This is a genomic window from Novipirellula artificiosorum, assembly GCF_007860135.1.
GTDB lineage: Bacteria > Planctomycetota > Planctomycetia > Pirellulales > Pirellulaceae > Novipirellula_A > Novipirellula_A artificiosorum.
Window position 1 is genome coordinate 1 of record NZ_SJPV01000019.1, and the last position, 17487, is coordinate 17487.

17 protein-coding genes are annotated in these 17487 nt (G+C 55.6%); 3 read left to right on the forward strand and 14 right to left on the reverse strand.

From position 1 onward, the window contains the following. Nucleotides 1-184: 184 nt before the first annotated feature. Nucleotides 185-598: an acyl-CoA thioesterase gene (locus Poly41_RS30245; protein ID WP_231616080.1), complete on the reverse strand. Its 414-nt coding sequence runs from the start codon at nucleotides 596-598 to the stop codon at nucleotides 185-187. Between the two features lie 108 nt (nucleotides 599-706). Here Poly41_RS30245 and Poly41_RS30250 point away from each other — a divergent pair, with 108 nt between their 5' ends. Then, the gene (locus Poly41_RS30250) at nucleotides 707-1216 is read left to right on the forward strand and encodes an acetolactate synthase (RefSeq protein ID WP_146531113.1); all 510 of its coding nucleotides are present in this window, start codon (nucleotides 707-709) and stop codon (nucleotides 1214-1216) included. An 11-nt stretch (nucleotides 1217-1227) separates the two neighbouring features. Here the strand turns inward: Poly41_RS30250 and Poly41_RS30255 are convergent, their stop codons facing one another. Continuing rightward, entirely contained in the window at nucleotides 1228-3759 is a 2532-nt protein-coding gene (locus tag Poly41_RS30255; RefSeq protein ID WP_197231853.1) for a ComEC/Rec2 family competence protein, read from the reverse strand. Nucleotides 3760-4105: 346 nt separating this feature from the next. On the opposite strand from Poly41_RS30255, the gene Poly41_RS30260 reads away from it, so the two are divergent. Continuing rightward, nucleotides 4106-6145, forward strand: a complete 2040-nt coding sequence (locus Poly41_RS30260; protein WP_231616081.1) for a prolyl oligopeptidase family serine peptidase — start codon at nucleotides 4106-4108, stop codon at nucleotides 6143-6145. Nucleotides 6146-6151: 6 nt separating this feature from the next. On the opposite strand, the gene Poly41_RS30265 is transcribed toward Poly41_RS30260, so the two are convergent. The 12 genes from Poly41_RS30265 to Poly41_RS30320 all read right to left on the reverse strand — a co-directional run bounded on the left by Poly41_RS30265 (nucleotide 6152) and on the right by Poly41_RS30320 (nucleotide 15459). After that, the gene (locus tag Poly41_RS30265; protein WP_146531115.1) at nucleotides 6152-6532 is read right to left on the reverse strand and encodes a group I truncated hemoglobin; all 381 of its coding nucleotides are present in this window, start codon (nucleotides 6530-6532) and stop codon (nucleotides 6152-6154) included. Between the two features lie 256 nt (nucleotides 6533-6788). Beyond that, nucleotides 6789-7175, reverse strand: a complete 387-nt coding sequence (gene atpC / locus Poly41_RS30270) for an ATP synthase F1 subunit epsilon (protein WP_146531116.1) — start codon at nucleotides 7173-7175, stop codon at nucleotides 6789-6791. Nucleotides 7176-7178: 3 nt separating this feature from the next. Further along, nucleotides 7179-8627, reverse strand: coding sequence for a F0F1 ATP synthase subunit beta (atpD, locus tag Poly41_RS30275; RefSeq protein ID WP_146531117.1), 1449 nt, complete (start codon nucleotides 8625-8627; stop codon nucleotides 7179-7181). A gap of 111 nt (nucleotides 8628-8738) precedes the next feature. Continuing rightward, the gene (gene atpG / locus Poly41_RS30280; RefSeq protein ID WP_146531118.1) at nucleotides 8739-9623 is read right to left on the reverse strand and encodes an ATP synthase F1 subunit gamma; all 885 of its coding nucleotides are present in this window, start codon (nucleotides 9621-9623) and stop codon (nucleotides 8739-8741) included. Nucleotides 9624-9632: 9 nt separating this feature from the next. Continuing rightward, on the reverse strand, nucleotides 9633-10049 hold the full coding sequence (locus Poly41_RS30285; protein ID WP_146531119.1) for a DUF4870 domain-containing protein: 417 nt from the start codon (nucleotides 10047-10049) through the stop codon (nucleotides 9633-9635). Nucleotides 10050-10089: 40 nt separating this feature from the next. Further along, nucleotides 10090-11607, reverse strand: a complete 1518-nt coding sequence (gene atpA / locus Poly41_RS30290) for a F0F1 ATP synthase subunit alpha (RefSeq protein WP_146531120.1) — start codon at nucleotides 11605-11607, stop codon at nucleotides 10090-10092. Between the two features lie 48 nt (nucleotides 11608-11655). After that, nucleotides 11656-12285: an ATP synthase F1 subunit delta gene (gene atpH, locus Poly41_RS30295; RefSeq protein WP_146531121.1), complete on the reverse strand. Its 630-nt coding sequence runs from the start codon at nucleotides 12283-12285 to the stop codon at nucleotides 11656-11658. A 99-nt stretch (nucleotides 12286-12384) separates the two neighbouring features. Then, the gene (gene atpF, locus Poly41_RS30300) at nucleotides 12385-13041 is read right to left on the reverse strand and encodes a F0F1 ATP synthase subunit B (protein WP_146531122.1); all 657 of its coding nucleotides are present in this window, start codon (nucleotides 13039-13041) and stop codon (nucleotides 12385-12387) included. A 56-nt stretch (nucleotides 13042-13097) separates the two neighbouring features. Further along, the gene (gene atpE / locus Poly41_RS30305) at nucleotides 13098-13364 is read right to left on the reverse strand and encodes an ATP synthase F0 subunit C (RefSeq protein ID WP_197231854.1); all 267 of its coding nucleotides are present in this window, start codon (nucleotides 13362-13364) and stop codon (nucleotides 13098-13100) included. Between the two features lie 98 nt (nucleotides 13365-13462). Further along, nucleotides 13463-14470, reverse strand: a complete 1008-nt coding sequence (atpB, locus tag Poly41_RS30310; protein WP_146531123.1) for a F0F1 ATP synthase subunit A — start codon at nucleotides 14468-14470, stop codon at nucleotides 13463-13465. Between the two features lie 26 nt (nucleotides 14471-14496). Continuing rightward, entirely contained in the window at nucleotides 14497-15111 is a 615-nt protein-coding gene (locus tag Poly41_RS30315; RefSeq protein WP_146531124.1) for a hypothetical protein, read from the reverse strand. Continuing rightward, the gene (locus tag Poly41_RS30320) at nucleotides 15112-15459 is read right to left on the reverse strand and encodes an AtpZ/AtpI family protein (RefSeq protein ID WP_146531125.1); all 348 of its coding nucleotides are present in this window, start codon (nucleotides 15457-15459) and stop codon (nucleotides 15112-15114) included. Nucleotides 15460-16028: 569 nt separating this feature from the next. Between Poly41_RS30320 and Poly41_RS30325 the strand changes: the two genes are divergently transcribed. Beyond that, nucleotides 16029-17351 carry a DUF4912 domain-containing protein gene (locus Poly41_RS30325; RefSeq protein WP_146531126.1) on the forward strand — a complete coding sequence of 441 codons (1323 nt, stop codon included), beginning with the start codon at nucleotides 16029-16031 and terminating at the stop codon, nucleotides 17349-17351. The last annotated feature ends 136 nt before the right edge of the window (nucleotides 17352-17487 follow it).

Consider the following 17487-nt stretch of genomic DNA (forward strand, 5'->3'; position numbering starts at 1 on the left):
GCTGTGTTGGTGATAGTCCAGTCCGACGTGATAGGTTATTTTCGACATTGCTCGTTGCTCCGAGTGAAATCAGGGGAAGTTAGATATCACTTGGTTTTACTCTGCAGCGAGCATTTCATCCCCATCTACGTTTAGATCAAGCGGTAGCAAAGCAATAGGCAGTCGGACGGCTAAACTCCAACGGTTACCAATGACTCGGTAGCCGTCGGGGTTGTCCCTGGTGGTCTACACAGGCGATCGTGGTGGTGCCTTCGACGATCAAAAGACCATCCCGCTCGATTCGGTAGCGGTGATAGAGCCGGACTTTGCGGAATCCGGTCAGCTCCGTCGTCATGGTCAAAACATCGTCAAAACCCGACGGAGCGTGGTATTTGACGTTGATTTCGGTCACCACCAACATGAACCCTGCCTCTTCGAGCCGCTTGTAGCTCAATCCGGCGGACCGCAGCATCTCAACCCGCCCGCGCTCGAAGTAGCTGGCGTACCTCGAATGGTGGACATGTCCCTGTCCATCGGTTTCGTGGTATTCAACGCGAAAATTGATCGTATGAGTGGCACCGTTTTGCAGAACGGGCGAATTCGTGCTTGCCTGGGTCAAGTTTGCACCCTGATGAAGAAAAATAACGAAGATTGACCAACAACGTGGCCGAAGCCTACACTGGCAGCTAGTTTTCTACCAGCATTTACGCGACAAGACGAGCGAATCATGGGCAACAGCGAAGGATCGGATTCAGGAACGGCATTCGAGACCGCTCGCGGTCGCAACTACCCGGCCTTGCGCCAGTTTACGGTCTTTTTGGAGAACCGGGTTGGCCAGCTGCTGGAAGTCGTCAAGCGTTTTGAGGGAACGGGGATCCGAATTTGCGCCCTGTCGATCAACGATGCGGCCGAATGTGCGTTCGTCCGTTTTTTGGTCAGCGACGCCGACCGTGGCCGTGAAATCCTTGAACGCAGCGGACTGGCAATCATCGAAACGGACCTCGTGGGGATCGAGCTACCCGAAGGCCCCCAACCCCTGCTTCGCGTTTGCACGGCGCTGTTGCAAGCGGAACTGAATATCGTTCAGGCTTACCCCCTGTTCGTCCGGCCCCATGGAAAACCGGCGGTCGCGATCATGGTGGAAAACATCGATTTTGCGATGAAGACGCTGCAAGAAAAGGGCTTCCAAATGATCACTGAGGGTGACTTGTCGGACGATCCGATCGGCGACAGCTGATCCCACAGCGGTTACCAACCGCCGTCTTGCCAGGAATTCACTCGAATCGTTCCGCGCTCATCAAGCTGGACACGAATCGCTCCCACGTCGGCTGTCACATGGACGGTCGATCCCAAAACACCAAGCATTTCACGGACTTCCGGTCTGCGGGCCCGCTTGCCGCCGCTGACGATCACCTCCGCGGGCCGTGACCACTGCAATATCGACTTGGCGTCCATCGTCAAACTGCCATGATGCGGAGCCATTAAGACGCCACCGGGCGGTGGGCGTCTTTGCTTGATCAACACGTCGGTTCCAGGCCGTTCTAAATCACCGGGCAGTATCAAAACCTCCCCACCATGGTTGATCTGCAACACCATACTTTTGGCGTTATCACTTCCGCCTATTTCAAAGCGTGGTGGGTGCAAAACCGAAACACCTGATCGGAACCCCGTGACCCGATCACCTGCGGCAACTTCTTGAATCGGTACGGCATGTGCCTGAATAGCCTGACGGATCGCGACCAAACCGATCTCTCGTTCGGCAAGGATCCCCGGTGGGGACACGATCAAGTCAACCTGGAACCGCCGCAAAATTCCTGGCAGCGCATTGTAGTGATCCGTGTCCGCATGCGATAGGAAAATCGCGTCCAAACCGGTCACTCCCATCGACCAAAGCGTCGTGTCAATGTCTCGACTACTGCCATTGCTGTTCGCAAGTCGTCCGCAATCGTAAAGCCAAACGCGATCGCTCGAATCACGAAGCACGACGCAGGTTCCATGTCCGACATCAACAAATGTCGCTTCGAGTGAATCGTCTGGCAGGGGCGAAGGTGTCGTTGCCAATCCCCATGCAATCAAGCCCCAAAGTGGGATCCAAGCGTAGCGAAACCATGACGCCTTCGGATGACGCAGCGATAGCGAGCCAACCATCACCACATAAAACAAAACCACCCACCACACCGGAGGCGATGGCAACCACCAATGCCCCGCCGGAATCGCTGCAGCAACGTCAATGATCCCGCGCATCACCGACAAACCTGCGGCGCACAAGAAACCAGGAAGGACCGCCAGGGGATCAAGGATCCATCCGCCGACCACCGTCGCCACTCCCATCGCCAAACACCAAAACAAGAAGGGACTCAATACGATGTTCGTGACGACACCGACGAATGACACCACATGAAACTGGTGCCACACCAACGGCATGCTGATCGCGCTGACACAGCCGCTGTACCAGACGGCTTTCGATAACTTGCTGGCGACCCAATGACCATACCGGTAGTAGGCGGGCTGCGAAGAGCGAATCAATCGGTCAAGCTCCTGTTCGTTCTCCAACGCAGCCTCGGCACCTCGATTCGAGGCGATCGATCTCCGCCCACAAAGGAACAAGGTTCCGACGGCGAGAAAGGACAGCTGCACCCCTACATGAAACAAGTTCTTGGGATTCAAAAACATTAAGATCAACGCAGCAAGTGCCAATGTGTTGATGGGCTGGGCCGGACGGCGAAACCATAGCGACAGCATCACCATGCCAACCAAAACGGCCGCTCGCATCACCGGAGGTCGACCGCCCGTGATCGCGGTGTAGAGACCACAGATGAACAAGATCCAAGCAATCCGTAGACTCAGGGGAAAGCGAAGCAGCGTCGCCGTCCAACTCGCTAAGACAATCACGATCGCCAAGTGCAACCCGCTGACACTCAGCAGATGGGCGGTTCCCGTCACCAACAACAAGTCGCGCGTGTCGGAATCGACAAACTCACGTTGTCCAATCACCAAGGCCACCGCCAAGGGGCCGGCCGAGCCACCGCAGTGCCGAAGCAACAGCTCTCGGCTTCGTGCGGCCAGGGTAGCGATCGGACGATCGAAATCAAAGGATTCCCCGATCACAACGATTTGCTCTTTCGAATCGACATCCATTCGCGCGTGAATCCCGCGGTGACGGTAGACATCACGAAAATCGATTTCACCCGGATTGGTCGGTCCGTTGATCTTCTGAAGTTGCCCGTGAACTCGAACCACGTCACCGGGGCGAAGCTGTTCGAGCCGTCCATTGCTGACGACCAACAAACGCCCCTGACACGGTTGAAACGATTGGCCCCGCCGGCAATGCGTCAAGTCAAGCTCGAGGATTGACTGCCATTCCGATTGGTCCTTCCGCTGCGGTAAATCACCCAGCGGATGCCGTCGGATCACGATCGGCCGGTCGATTCGTCCGTCAAGTATCGCTGGTTCAGCAAACTTCGGAGCGATTTCAAGCAGAGGAGCCGTTTCATAGCGGTGGTCACGGTGCGCGTGACTGAGTCCCCCCAAAACCGTGACCCCCAGGACGAGACCCGCACGTCGGATCCGTTCACGATGGTTTGCAAAGGCGAGCACAGCGATGCCACTGGTCAAAATCCAAGCGACCAATCGCATCGAGAATGGAACGTCCAGTGCGACGTCCACCGCAATCCCGCCTGCGGACGCCAATGCCAAGAGCAACAGCGGATGACGGGCCCAAAAATCGTGCACTCGTCCGCTGTCAACTTGATCGGTTGTGACATCCGAGAACGCTGCCAACGAACCATTTCTCCTATTTTTAAGGTAGAATCCGCTTTGCACGCTGCGCATCCGCTGCCCCGAAGCCAAACGCATGCTGGGCCCCGTCAACCTGTTAACTGGCCAGCCGACCTTGCTTCACGCGCTGGGCAAGATGCTACGTTGCCTTCGGGTCGCAATCCGTTTGCGCGGCTCCGCCATGGCTTGCTTTCGTCCTTTCACCATCACTACCGCTCCAGGCAAACGATATTCAATGTTACACGTTCTTTGCAAACAAATGTTTGGTTTCCCGTTATGCTTTTTGGCTCTTGCGACACTCCCTCTTTCCGCAGCTGACTCGACCCCGACCAAGAAATCGACAAACACGATGCAATATCCCCAATCCAAGAGGGTTGACGTAACGGACGATTACCACGGCCACATCGTCGCGGATCCTTACCGTTGGCTCGAGGACACGGAAAGCGTGGAAACGGCCCAGTGGGTCAGAGCTCAGAACGAAGTCACTCAGGGCTACTTGCAATCATTACCGCAGCGGTCGGCCATGCGGGATCGGCTCGAGAAACTGTGGAATTACGAACGGTTTGGGCTGCCTGCGTCCAAGGGTGACCGATACTTCTATACCCACAACAACGGTTTGCAGGACCAGAGCGTGCTGTACAAGGCTGCCTCGCTCGATGCCGACCGCGAAGTGTTGATCGACCCCAACACGTTAAGTCAAGACGGCACGGTCGCGCTGGCAGGAACCGCGATCACCAAAGACGGACGGCGATGTGCCTACGCACTCGCGGACGGGGGAAGCGATTGGCGGACCTGGAGGGTTCGTGATGTCGAAACGGGGGACGATCTGCCGGACACCGTCCGTTGGGTGAAGTTCAGTGGCATCGCCTGGATGCCTGACGCTAGCGGCTTTTTCTACGCACGCTACGCCGAACCCGTCGAAGGCGAAGCGCTGCTCGGTAAGAACGAAAACCAGACTCTCTTTTTTCACCGACTCGGCGACGATCAATCCAAGGACCAGCTGATTCTCGAGCGACCCGACGAGCCCAAGTGGGGATTCCAACCCTCGGTGACCGATGACGGACGCTACTTGGTGATTCACAACTGGAAAGGAAGCGAACCGAAGTCGCAAGTCTTCGTGAAAGACCTCACGAACCCGAACGCAACCGTAAACCCACTGATCATGGGATTCGACGCCGAATACGAGTGCATCGGTTCAAGAGAAGATGTCCTGTACTTTCTGACCGACCACGAAGCCCCGCGACGACGTTTGATTGCCGTCACCGTAGGGAATAGCGGACGAGCCGACTGGAAGGAAGTCGTGGGGGAATCCGATGACGTTCTGGAATCGGTGAGTCTGTTTGGCGAAACATTTTATCTCAACTCTTTAAAGGATGCTCGCAGCCACATTGCACGCCATTCGATCGCGGGCGAGTGGATCGATGATTTGGCTTTGCCCGGTGTGGGTTCCGTGCACGGATTCGGTGGCCGTCAAGATGCCACGGAGACGTTTTTTGGGTTTACCAACTACGTCACCCCCGAATCGATCTATCGTGTTGACTTGAAAACCGGCCAGACGTCGCTGTGGCGGACTCCCGAGGTTGCCATCAATGTGGACGATTTCATTACCGAGCAACTGTTCGCGACCAGCCCAGATGGGACTCAGGTGCCGATCATTGTGACTCGTCACCGCGACACGAAACTTGATGGTGGTAACCGAACGTTGCTGTATGCCTACGGCGGTTTCAACATCTCAATCACGCCATCGTTTTCGCCAGCCAATGCAGCTTGGATCGACAGCGGCGGTATCTATGCAGTGGCCAATCTTCGTGGCGGCGGCGAGTACGGACGCGATTGGCATGAGGACGGCATGAGATTGAAGAAACAAAATGTCTTCGATGACTTTATCGCATCGGCGGAACACTTGATCCAGAAGGGCTATACCCAGAGTCACTTGTTGGCGGGGCAAGGCCGAAGCAACGGAGGTTTGTTGATCGGAGCGGTCATGACTCAGCGTCCTGATTTATTCGGAGCTTGCCTGCCAGGTGTCGGTGTGATGGATATGTTGCGGTACCACAAGTTCACGATTGGATGGGCTTGGGTGACTGAATTTGGCAGCAGTGACGAAGCCGATCAAGTCGAAAACTTGTTGTCCTATTCGCCGCTTCACAATATCGAATCGGGATCCTGCTATCCTGCTACACTGATCACCACCGCCGACCGTGATGACCGGGTCGTTCCTGGGCACAGCTTTAAGTTCGCAGCCACGCTTCAAGCGGCACAAGCTTGTGACCATCCCACGTTGATTCGCATCGAGACAAGGGCCGGCCACGGAGCGGGCACTCCCGTGACCAAAAAGATCGACGAGTACGCCGACACCTGGTCGTTCCTGATGGAGAACTTAAGGTGATCGAGGTCAACCGTCGACGTTCATCTCGCCGGTGATTTTGTCCTTAAACGTGGCCAATCGCCCGAGAGCGTTATCGATATCCCGATCGCTAACGCCATGTTGTTTCGCGGAGTCCGCAAAATGACTGCAGAACTTGGCAAAGTGCTGTGCACGAATGCCGCGGTTACGATGAGCCGCGGTCAATTCGACACCGGCGTAATTCAATGGCCCGTCAAAAGCGCCCGCGAGAAACTCGAATTGCATTTTCCGCACACGTTCCATATCGGCGTGCTGAAAAATGGGCGATAGCTCGGGATCGGCCAACACCAACTCGTACATCGTATCGACGATCTTCGACAGACCCTCGGTGCCACCAATTCGTCCAAATAGTTCCGACTCTTCGCTCATTTTTCGCCTTTTCGTCTACAGGATGCGGGATGCCCCCATAGTTTAACCGAACCGAGCCGCCCCAGGATGGCGTACCGCCGACTTTTTCAAAGTGCGCAGCTGTGTGAGCGATAAGGAAGGTCTGGCCCCGGAGAAATCGTGGCAGCTTACTGGACCGGCCTTTTGTGGCTGACTTACGGATTAACAGCGAAAAATGTGGTGGGAGCGTATTCGCTGATGACCTTCGCCAAGACCCACTCTACATCAATCAACCGGGTTATCGCGACGCTCGCAATTGCCCTCGAGCTCGGCGGATGGCGGTTTCTTTCAGCGAAGCTTGCTCCGGCGTGACCGAGGGCATTTCGAACGCTTTCTCCAACGAGGCTTGCGCCTGCTCGCTGTCGAGCAAGTCGACAGGGACCGCCCGGGAAGTGAGGACGTTAACGACGTCCTTCTCCACTTGAGCGAAGCCGCCGTCGATGAAGTATCGCTCGGGTCCCGCCGCCGTTTGCAGACGCAGCGTCCCATAACCAAGTCGACCAATGAACGGAGCGCGGCCGTTCAAGACGCCAAGCTCGCCGTCGAACATCGGCAACACCACCGAATCGGCCTCACGGTCAAACTCGGTTTTTTCGGGAGTCACGACAACACATCGAATCGACATCGGCTACTTCAACTCCATCTTTTTGGCTTGGGCTTCGGCCTGCTCGATCACACCGACATACATGAAGGCTTGCTCGGGCAGATGGTCCCACTTGCCATCACAAATCTCTTCAAAGCTGCGGATCGTGTCCTCGAGTGATGTGATTTCCCCCGCCTTGCCGGTGAACACTTCGGCGACCAAGAACGGTTGCGACAAGAACCGCTCGATCCGACGTGCACGATGCACGACCGTCTTGTCCTCTTCGTTCAACTCGTCGACGCCAAGAATCGCGATGATGTCTTGAAGTTCGCGGTACCGTTGCAGAATGGTTTGCACTCGGCGAGCGATCGCGTAATGACGATCCCCAACATACTGAGGATCCAAGATACGCGAGTTCGATGCGAGGGGGTCAATCGCTGGATAAATCCCCTTTTCGGAAATCGATCGTTCCAAGTAAATGAAGGCGTCAAGTTGGCTAAAAGCGGTCGCAGGGGCGGGGTCGGTCGGGTCATCCGCAGGAACGTAAACCGCTTGCACCGACGTGATCGCACCCTTCTTGGTGGACGTGATGCGTTCTTGAAGTGCCCCCATCTCCGTCGCAAGCGTTGGTTGATAGCCCACCGCCGATGGCATACGTCCCAGCAGTGCCGAAACTTCGGAACCGGCTTGTGAAAAACGGAAAATGTTGTCGACGAACAACAGCGTGTCTGCACCCGTGGAATCGCGGAAATACTCGGCCATGGTCAGAGCCGAAAGCGCGACGCGTAGACGCGACCCCGGTGGTTCGTTCATTTGGCCGAACACCATGCAGGTTTGCTCGATCACCTTGCGGCCGGTTTGACCGATTTCGGTTTCTTGCATTTCCAGCCAAAGGTCGGTTCCTTCACGGGTTCGTTCTCCGACCCCCGCGAACACCGAATAGCCACCATGGCTGCTGGCGATCCGAGCGATCAACTCGGTTAGAATCACCGTCTTGCCGAGCCCCGCACCGCCGAACAGCCCCGCTTTTCCGCCGCGAACGAACGGGGTCAGCAGGTCAATCACCTTGATGCCGGTTTCAAACACTTCGGTGCTGGTCGACAGTTCCGAGATGACCGGAGCTTGACGGTGGATCGGCCAATAGTCATCGGCTTCGACAGGGCCACGATTGTCGATCGGGTTACCGAGCACATTGAAGACCCGGCCGAGGGTTTGTTGACCCACGGGCACTGTGACCGGTTTGCCCAAGTCCAACACGTCCATGCCACGCATCATTCCGTCGGTGCTGCCCAACGCAATCGCACGAACGCGACCGCCACCGAGGTGCTGTTGAACCTCACCGATCAAGTTGATCGTCACACCTTTGTGCTCGCTTTTGATTTCAACCGCGTTGTAAATCTTCGGCAACTGGCCTTCCGGGAATTCCGCATCAAAGGTCGATCCAATCACTTGTGTGACCTTGCCGATCACGCCTTGTTCGGTTGCAGTAGACATGTTTTTGTTAGTTTGGTTTCAAGTAGGGTGATCGTCGGTACCGGAACTCTCTGCGAGTTCCGTTTCCGCCGTGTTCAACGAAAGTCGCTGCGACTTCCGCTACGTTGTTTTCTATCCTTCGAGGGCTTCGACGCCGCCGATGATTTCCATGATCTCGCCAGTGATTTGGCTTTGTCGTGCTCGGTTGTAGGTCATCGAAAGCTGTTTGATCATGTCGCCCGCGTTCTCCGTTGCACCCTTCATCGCGATCATCCGAGCCACCTGCTCGCTGACGGCCGCATCGAGGAAGCACTTGAACAACCGAACCTTGAAGCTGGTCGGCACGACCTCCTCCAGGATACTTTCGGCCGACGGCAGAAACTCATACTCGGCGTTAACTCCGCTTTCCGCAGACGATGCATCCTCGGCGTCGAGTGAACCGAGTGGCAAAAGCGTTTCGACCGTCGCTTGTTGGCGACTGGTGCTAATGAATTTTGTGTAAACGACATCCAACCGATCGAGTTCCCCGGTGATGTACATCGACAGGTATTTCTCGGCGATCTTCTCCACTTCGGCAAACGCGGGCTGGTCTTCGAAATTAAGGTAGGCGTCCGCTATCTTAATTTTTCGGAACTTGAAACCGTTCATACCCCGTTTGCCACTGACATCGACCGGAACATCGTCGATCGATTCGCGAAGCTCGCGGATCAGCGGCATGGCAGCACGAAGGACGTTGCCGTTGTAGCCGCCGCACAATCCCCGATTGCTGGTCAACACCAACGCGCGGGCGTGTTGGGTGACTTCGCGTTTTTCCAACAACGGGTGTTGGACCTCCAAGCCGGCAGCTGCCAAACGGCTGACGATCTTGGTGATTTGGTTCGTGTAAGCCGTCGCCGCGTGCGCACGATCCATCGCTTTCTTGTAACGCGCCGTCGCAATCAATTCCATCGTCCGCGTGATCTTGCGGATGTTTCGAATTGACTTGCGACGTTTATCGAGTGCTCGTGCGTTGGCCATAATTTTAAACTACTGGAACAAACGAAGGTTATAGGGATACTGGTAAGGTTTCCCGTCTCGAACCGCCAAAGCGGCAACAATTCCAAATACGATTTGCAAGACCATCGGGACAAACACGATCGGGAACAGCGTTCCGCAGGTCGCCACGGTGATGACCACACAAATGACACTTAGGATCAACAGCGTGATTTGGAAGTTGAGTGCTTCTTTCGCTTGTGACTCCACAAAAGGTGACTTGTCTTTGTACATCAAGTAAAGAACCAACGGTCCGACGAAACCAACCAAGCCGCCCAGTGCAATGCCCGCACACCCGCTAAGGTGCGCGATGAGGGCTAAATTGCGATCATCCTGGCTTGTTGAAAATTCATCGATCGATGCTGGGTCGTTTGCCTGATTCGATTCGGGTGGCGTAAAGGGGTTGGACATCGGAATCCTCACTTCTTTGGCCACAGGGGTAGTTACTGGTTTAAGCTTCCGCAGGCTTGTAGCCCGCTTTGAATTCCTTGATGATCGAAACGATCTTTTCGGCGACTTCGTCGGTCAGATCCTGCTTTTCAGCAAGTTCGTCGCACAATTTGCCATGCTTGTCTTTGGCATATTGCAAGAAGTCTTTTTCCCATTGGGGGACCGCTTTGATCGGCACATCGTCAAGGTGTCCACGTGTTCCCGCGTACAGGCTTAGCACTTGGTCGGAGACCGACATCGGTTGGTATTGCGGTTGCTTCAGCAATTCCACCATACGGTATCCGCGGTCAAGTTGGGCTTGGGTGGCCGGATCCAAGTCGGTGCCAAGCTGGGCGAACGCTTCTAAGGCACGAAACGCAGCCAAGTCGAGGCGCAAGCCACCGGCCACTTTTTTCATGGCTTTGATTTGAGCCGCACCGCCCACTCGTGAAACCGAGATCCCCGCGTTCATTGCTGGACGAATTCCCGCAAAGAACAAGTCGGGCTGCAGGTAGATTTGTCCATCGGTGATCGAAATCACGTTGGTCGGAATGTAGGCAGAAACCTCGCCTTCGAGTGTTTCAATGATCGGCAAACTGGTGATCGAGCCACCACCGAGTTCATCCGACAATTTCGCCGATCGTTCCAGCAACCGGCTGTGACAGTAAAAAACGTCCCCGGGGTAAGCTTCACGACCCGGCGGGCGACGCATCAACAGACTCATTTGGCGATACGCAACCGCCTGTTTGCTGAGGTCATCGTAAACCACCAAGGCGTGTCCGCCGTTGAACATAAAGTGCTCGGCCATCGCCGTGCCAGCGTAGGGTGCAATGTATTGCAGCGGCGCGGGTGCACTTGCCCCCGAAGCGATCACGCAGGTGTATTCCATGGCACCTTTCTGCGTCAGCACTTCGACGATGCTGGCCACCGCGGAGTCCTTTTGGCCGATCGCGATGTAGAAGCACTTCACCCCCGTGCCTTTTTGGTTGATGATCGCATCGATCGCAATCGCCGTCTTGCCGGTTTTTCGGTCACCAATGATCAATTCACGTTGCCCACGTCCAATCGGCGTCATCGCGTCGATCGCTTTCACGCCCGTCTGCATCGGTTCGGTTACCGGTTGCCGTTCGGCAACGCCGGTTGCGATGATTTCCACGGGACGAGTGATATCGGTTTGAACGGGGCCTTTGCCGTCGAGCGGGTTGCCGAGTGGGTCAAGGACACGTCCCATGACAGCATCGCCGGCAGGAACGCTAAGCAACGTTCCAAGGGCTTTGACTTCGTCACCTTCTTCGATCGACAGGTAGTCGCCGAGGATGATCACGCCGACGGAGTTCTCCTCAAGGTTGAAGGCGAGTCCAATCGCGCCGTTGGGGAATTCAACCATTTCACCGGCCATCACGCCTGACAGGCCGTAGACGCGTGCGATCCCGTCACCGACTTCTAATACGGTGCCGACTTCGCGAACATCAATCTTATTGTCGAATTGATCGATCTCTTGTTGGAGGACCGATGCGATCTCGTCGCTGCTAAATTTCATGGGTAACGCTAATCAATGGATAGGGGCGTTGGTTTGTATTTCTAAAATTTACGTGTTGTCATTCAAAAACGACTCAAACCGTTTCATCAACTGGCTCGAGAAGCCTTCGCGAGCCTTACGGCCCATTTGATCAAGCCGATTGGCGACGCTGCCGTCGAACACCGTGTCGCCAACGCGAATCACCATCCCGCCGACCAAATCGGGGTCGACCGTTTCCTCCAACCGAACCGCCCGACCCAACACGGCCGACAATCGTTCGGTGACTTGCCCACGCAGGGCTTCATTGAGTGCGGTGGCCGTACGAACGGATGCTACAACTTGTCCCACCGATTCATCCAACAAGGTTTCGGCTGCGATGCGGACAGCGGCGACGTAGCCGAGACGCTCACGATGGGCCATCACCTTCAAGAACTTCACAAGCACTGGGTGAAAATCGTCAGCAAAGAGTCGATCGATGACACGAATCTTTTCTTCCTGCTTCACGCGAGGCGACGCGAACGTCGTGGCAAGCGGTTCACTTTGCGAAAGGTAATCGTCCACGACGCGACCGAGCTGCTCGACCACTTGGTCGGCCACCCCTTCGTTTTGTGCTGCACCCATCAGAGCCCGCGCGTAGGTCCTGCCCAATTGCTCGGCGCCGGTATCAAGAACCGTGTCGTGTTTCGGGGCTTCGCTCATAGTGGCTCTTGCGTTTTTTGGCAACGCATTGATAAAGTCGGATGGAACGGAAAACAGATCCGTTGCTGACAAAGGGATCGCACCCCTTTTCAAGCAACGCTAATTATTGCTGGGCAATCGATCGAGCGATTGGCGAACCAAATCGGCATGATCTTCGGGGCGAAGTTCGCGACCGACCACTTGCTTGGCAACTTGCATCGCGATGTTCGACGTTTGTCCGGCGAGCTCGGTCAGTGCGACTTTTTTCGCTGTGTCGATATCAGCAACCGCACGCTCGCGATTGCGATCGGCTTCTGCTTTCGCCTCGGCCAAAATCCGTTGGCTGTTGGCCTCGGCATCTTGACGTGCCTCGGCCAACATCGCTTGGACTTGACCGGACGCTTCGTCAAGCTTCGTTTGGTACTGATCGAGCATCGTACGAGCTTCCGTATTGATTCGCTCAGCATTTGCCAAGTCACTATGGATCTTGTCCTCGCGTGCTTTCAAACCATTGAGGACTGGCGGCCATACGAACTTTGACAAAATGGCCAACACGCCGAGAAAGATCCCAATGTTGACGACCGCCGAACCGACATCGAACTGCAAAATCGGTGGCGTATGGGCATCTTCGTGTTCAATCGCTTGGCCTTCACCGTCGACCGCAGCGTTTTGATGCACCGCATCGGCAGCCTCCGCAAAACAAACCGTTGACGAGATGCCGCCAAACGTCACTGCAACGAGGCACGGAATCGACAAACGAACCAATTTCAAAAGCATCAGGGTGCCTTCACACGCAACAAACGGAGAACGGAAAACAAATTCAGCAAACGAAACTAGCCGTTAAGCATGAACATCACAATCAACGCAATCACGGTCACCCCTTCGATCAACGCCGCGGAAATTAGCATTTGGGTGCTAATCGGGCCAGCGGCTTCGGGTTGACGCGAAATGGATTCCACTGCGGTGCCACCGATACGGCCAATGCCCCAGCCTGCGCCAAGGATCACAAGACCAACGCCGATGCCAAGGCCCATCTTGCCGAAATTCATTGAATCTTGAACGACGGCCTCTTGTGCCAACATCATCGCCATTTCAAACATCTTCGCATTACTCCTGAGGTATTTTTCTCGAAAGTGAAAAGTCTGCGACCGTTCGCCGATAGCAGACCGATTGGGTGAAAGTCAATTTAACAAACGAACTAGTCGACCAAGGGACCTAAACGTTTCAGGTCCGTGATTTTATCCAGGTCCATTCGTCCCGCGTCCGAATGGGGATCATCATGTTCGTGATCCTCGTGGTGCGTGGCAGTCATCGAAATGAACAGGACCGTCAAAAACGTGAAGATGAACGCCTGTAAGAAACAGATGAACAACTCCAACAGCGTAAGGGCAATGCCACCGAGAATCACTGAGAACTCTACGCCGTAGCCGAGCATCGGAGAAACTTTCGCGGCCATGAAAACAAGGCTAACGATGGCGGCAATCACAAGGTGCCCCGCCATCATGGTTCCGAAAAGTCGCATGGCAAGGACCACCGACTTGATGAGCAGACCCACCCACTCCAAGACGTAGAGCGGGATACCAATCAGCAACATCTTGGGATCGTCCCAGCCGACCGGGTTGAAGTGGGCAAAAAAAGCTTTGGCACCCGTTTCGCGAATCCCAATAAACAAAATCGCCGCGAAACTCGTCAGCGCCAACATCACGTTGAGCGACAAGTTCCCCGTCGCGGTTCCCCCCCAGTGCGAAAAATGAGTGTCGCCCGTAATCGATTGAAGGATGTAACCGATCGGAATCAAACCCATCACATTGCAAAACAGGATGAAGAAGAAAACGGTCCAAATGTAGTAGATGTACTTGTCGGTCAAGGAGCCAAGATTTGGGCGAGCCACTTCGTCACGGATGAACGCGGCCATCGTTTCAAACAATTGCGAAAACCGACCCTTCGTTTTATAGGCCTGCAATCCTTCGCCTTTCGGACGAACTCGCATCGCCACATAGGCAAAAACGATGAATACCGTGATCGCTGCCACCGCCGTCATCATCAAATGATTGGTGATGAAGAACCGATAGTGCCCGTCGTAGATGTTCAACGCTGGAATGTCGCCACCCCCAACGTGGAGGTCAAAAATCGGCTCAGGATGCAGCGGATGCGGAACCACATGAGTGATTGGGCTATGATCGGCAGCGGCAACGAGGAAAGGCATCCGAAAACGTCGTTTTGGTTAGCGATTCATGAGCGGAAATTCATGGCCCGGGCAAGAGTAGACACTTCAATCGTCGTCAGGTAGATGTACCAACCGAGGACGATCAGCGCGAGCCAACCTTCTGGTTCGGCCAATTGATAACGGCAGAACAAAAACAACGCAACCGTCCCGACCAAACGAAACATCATCGCCGCCGCCCAAGCGAACAGGAATCGACCGAATTCGGCCCCTTGTTCAATGCGTCTCTGAGCGACTTCGTCGAGCTCCGATGGGGTCAAGGGAGCCAGCGCCGCCTGTCCCGGTTCGACCTGGCTGTCCACCTTTTTGTTCACATCCCTCTGTCCCCTTGAAATGGCCTCCTTGGCCACGCCCAAGCCCAGGCCGGGCAGCAACGAACTGATCGCGATCATCCCGCTGAAGATCGAGAGGATCAGAAAGCTGGGCAACCGATCGGGCGCCACGATCCCGGTCGTGAGGGCACCCATCCCCACAGCCAATATCCAGCATGCCAGTACGTTGCGAAGCGCGATCACGTAAACGCAGCCCGTTTGGACATTCCGCACGCGACCGCCGCTGGGGTGGCTTGGGTCACCCGTTCTCGGCACGTTTTGAGCCTGGTTTTCCTTGCAAAATCGCTCCATTTAGTGTTTCTCGCTCATATGCCTTCCTGGCGGCGTAGCGCCTTGCGACACCCCACTGTTGAGTGCCACGATGATGAATCGAGTCATCCCAAGGCTGAATCCAACGAGCATGCCCAGTGCGGTCGCCAACGGCCGCTCGGCGTCGCGCCAAGCATCAATCCAGTATCCCAACGCGGTAAGGAGGAGGGTCGTCCCGGCCAGTTCAAGCCCCATGCCGGCGTAGCGAAACCATGCCGTATCTGACGAAAACCGTTGACCTGGCGGCAACAAACCGCTGCCCTCGATGGGTGCGTCCGTCGGTTCGGCCCGCATCGGTCCGGTCGTCGTTCTTCTCTCAGATTCATCCATTCTGGTACCTCATCGTCTGCTGCAGGTTCCCCGGCCGCACTTCCTCGCACAAGCAGGCGCGAGAGCATTCGCCACAGGCCAGACGCGACATTTTGCCGCACCCCCATTCGGATTTTTTTATGGCCACTCGTTCGTTTCGTTCGTAACGGAAGGCACCACAACATTCCTTAAGCCTTGGCAAGAGTACGGGAACACTTGGCAAGTTTGACAAGGCACTCGCCCAGGGCAAGTTGGGAAGAATGCGTTTTCTAACACTATTTTTACGAAGAATAGGGCTGCTCCCCTGATTTCTAAGGGGGAATGTCAAGCTTTTCGCCAGCTGCATCTAGAACCGAGCGGGCTCCCTTGCCATAATGATTCCGGTGACGATTATGCCATTACTGTCGAAAATCGGGGCGAAAATAGCACAATCGCCCGACGGCAGGGCGAATCGGTCGCAGGCAAGGGAGGCATTTTAGTGCGGGGCGTCGGGGCCGTTCCGGACGAGGAAGGTGCCGTATCAATCATGATTTATAGACAACTTGGAACCGAGTGATTCGGGCGAGTTCAACAGCTGGGAGATATGCAGGGTGATCAAGACCGCAGACTTAAAAGCACAAACACGACGCGAACTCGCTGAATTAGCCAAGAATTATGGAGTCGAAGGCTGGCACGGGATGCGGAAAGACGATCTCGTCACCGCGATCTCGAAGGTCCAGCGGCGTCTACGGCGGAAAGCGGATGCGAAGAATGGGACCAAAAGCGATAAGAAGAAGGCATCGCCGAATTCGCGGTCCCGTCCGAGCGTTGTGAATCGATCAACTTCCAAGGTGGATGTGAAGCAAACGCCGACTCCGAGCAATTCAACCAGTCGACCCGCGCCGAGCAAGTCGGCTCGAATCGCAGCCGCCCGAGCCCGGACCGCTGCGGCGAATTCTCAGCGAGCAGCAGAGGAGATGTCCAAGAAAGAGGAAAACGAGCGGATTTCAGCAAAAACCGCTCGCATTCGAGCTCAGATGCGTAGCCGACGAGAAACGATGCAACAGCACCGTGATCTTTCCACCGGCACGTTGGTTGGTGGTTCGGCCGTCTCCAAGGGCGCAAACCGGGTCCGAGCGGCGGAACCTCACCAAGACCGAGTGGTGTTGCTGGTGCGTGACTCTTATTGGCTTCAAGCGAGTTGGGAGATCACACGAGCGAGTGTCCAGCGAGCTGAGTCGGCCATGGCCGAGCGGTGGCATTCTGCGAAACCGATGCTGCGACTGCTGGCGGTTGGCGACATTTCCAACAATCGTGCCGAAGTGGTTGCGCGGGATATCCCCATTCATGGTGGGGTGGACAACTGGTACATCGACGTGGACGAGCCACCGGCGCGATTCCGCGTCGTCATCGGGTATTTGGCAGATACCGGTGATTTCTACACGCTTTGCCGCAGCAATGTTGTCGAAACGCCGAATCCCGGCGAATGCGAGCGGCTCGATGAGCACTGGAGTGACATTGCGGAAGATTACGAGCGAATTTATTCACTCAGTGGCGGCTACGACAACGACGCTGGTGACTTGAAGGAGGTTTTCGAGGACCGTCTGCAGCGTCCAATGCCTAGCCGAGGTGATCAGGGCCAAATGGTGGCCGACCCCAGCTTGCTACGACAAACCAGGTTGCCGTTCAAGGTCGATGCGGAGCTGATCGTGTTCGGCAAGACCACTCCGAATGCAACGGTGAGTATCGCCGGTCGACCGGTCAAGCTTCAAGCCGACGGTTCGTTCACCGTTCGAATGAAGCTACCGGACAAGCGTCAAGTTTTGCCGGTCACGGCGGAAAGCCGCGATGGTCTTCGCCAACGGACGACGGTGGTCGCCGTCGAACGGAATACGAAAGTGATGGAAACGGTCGAGTTGGACGATCGTTTCTAGACTTGGGCTCGTTGCCTGCTGCAACTCCATTCATTTTGAAGCGTTGTCGTCCCCTTTCCATCCTAGCAGTGTCGTAGGACTTGTCCTGGCTGGATCGCGGATAACAGGAAAGGTCCTCGTCGTTTTCAAGGCTGCC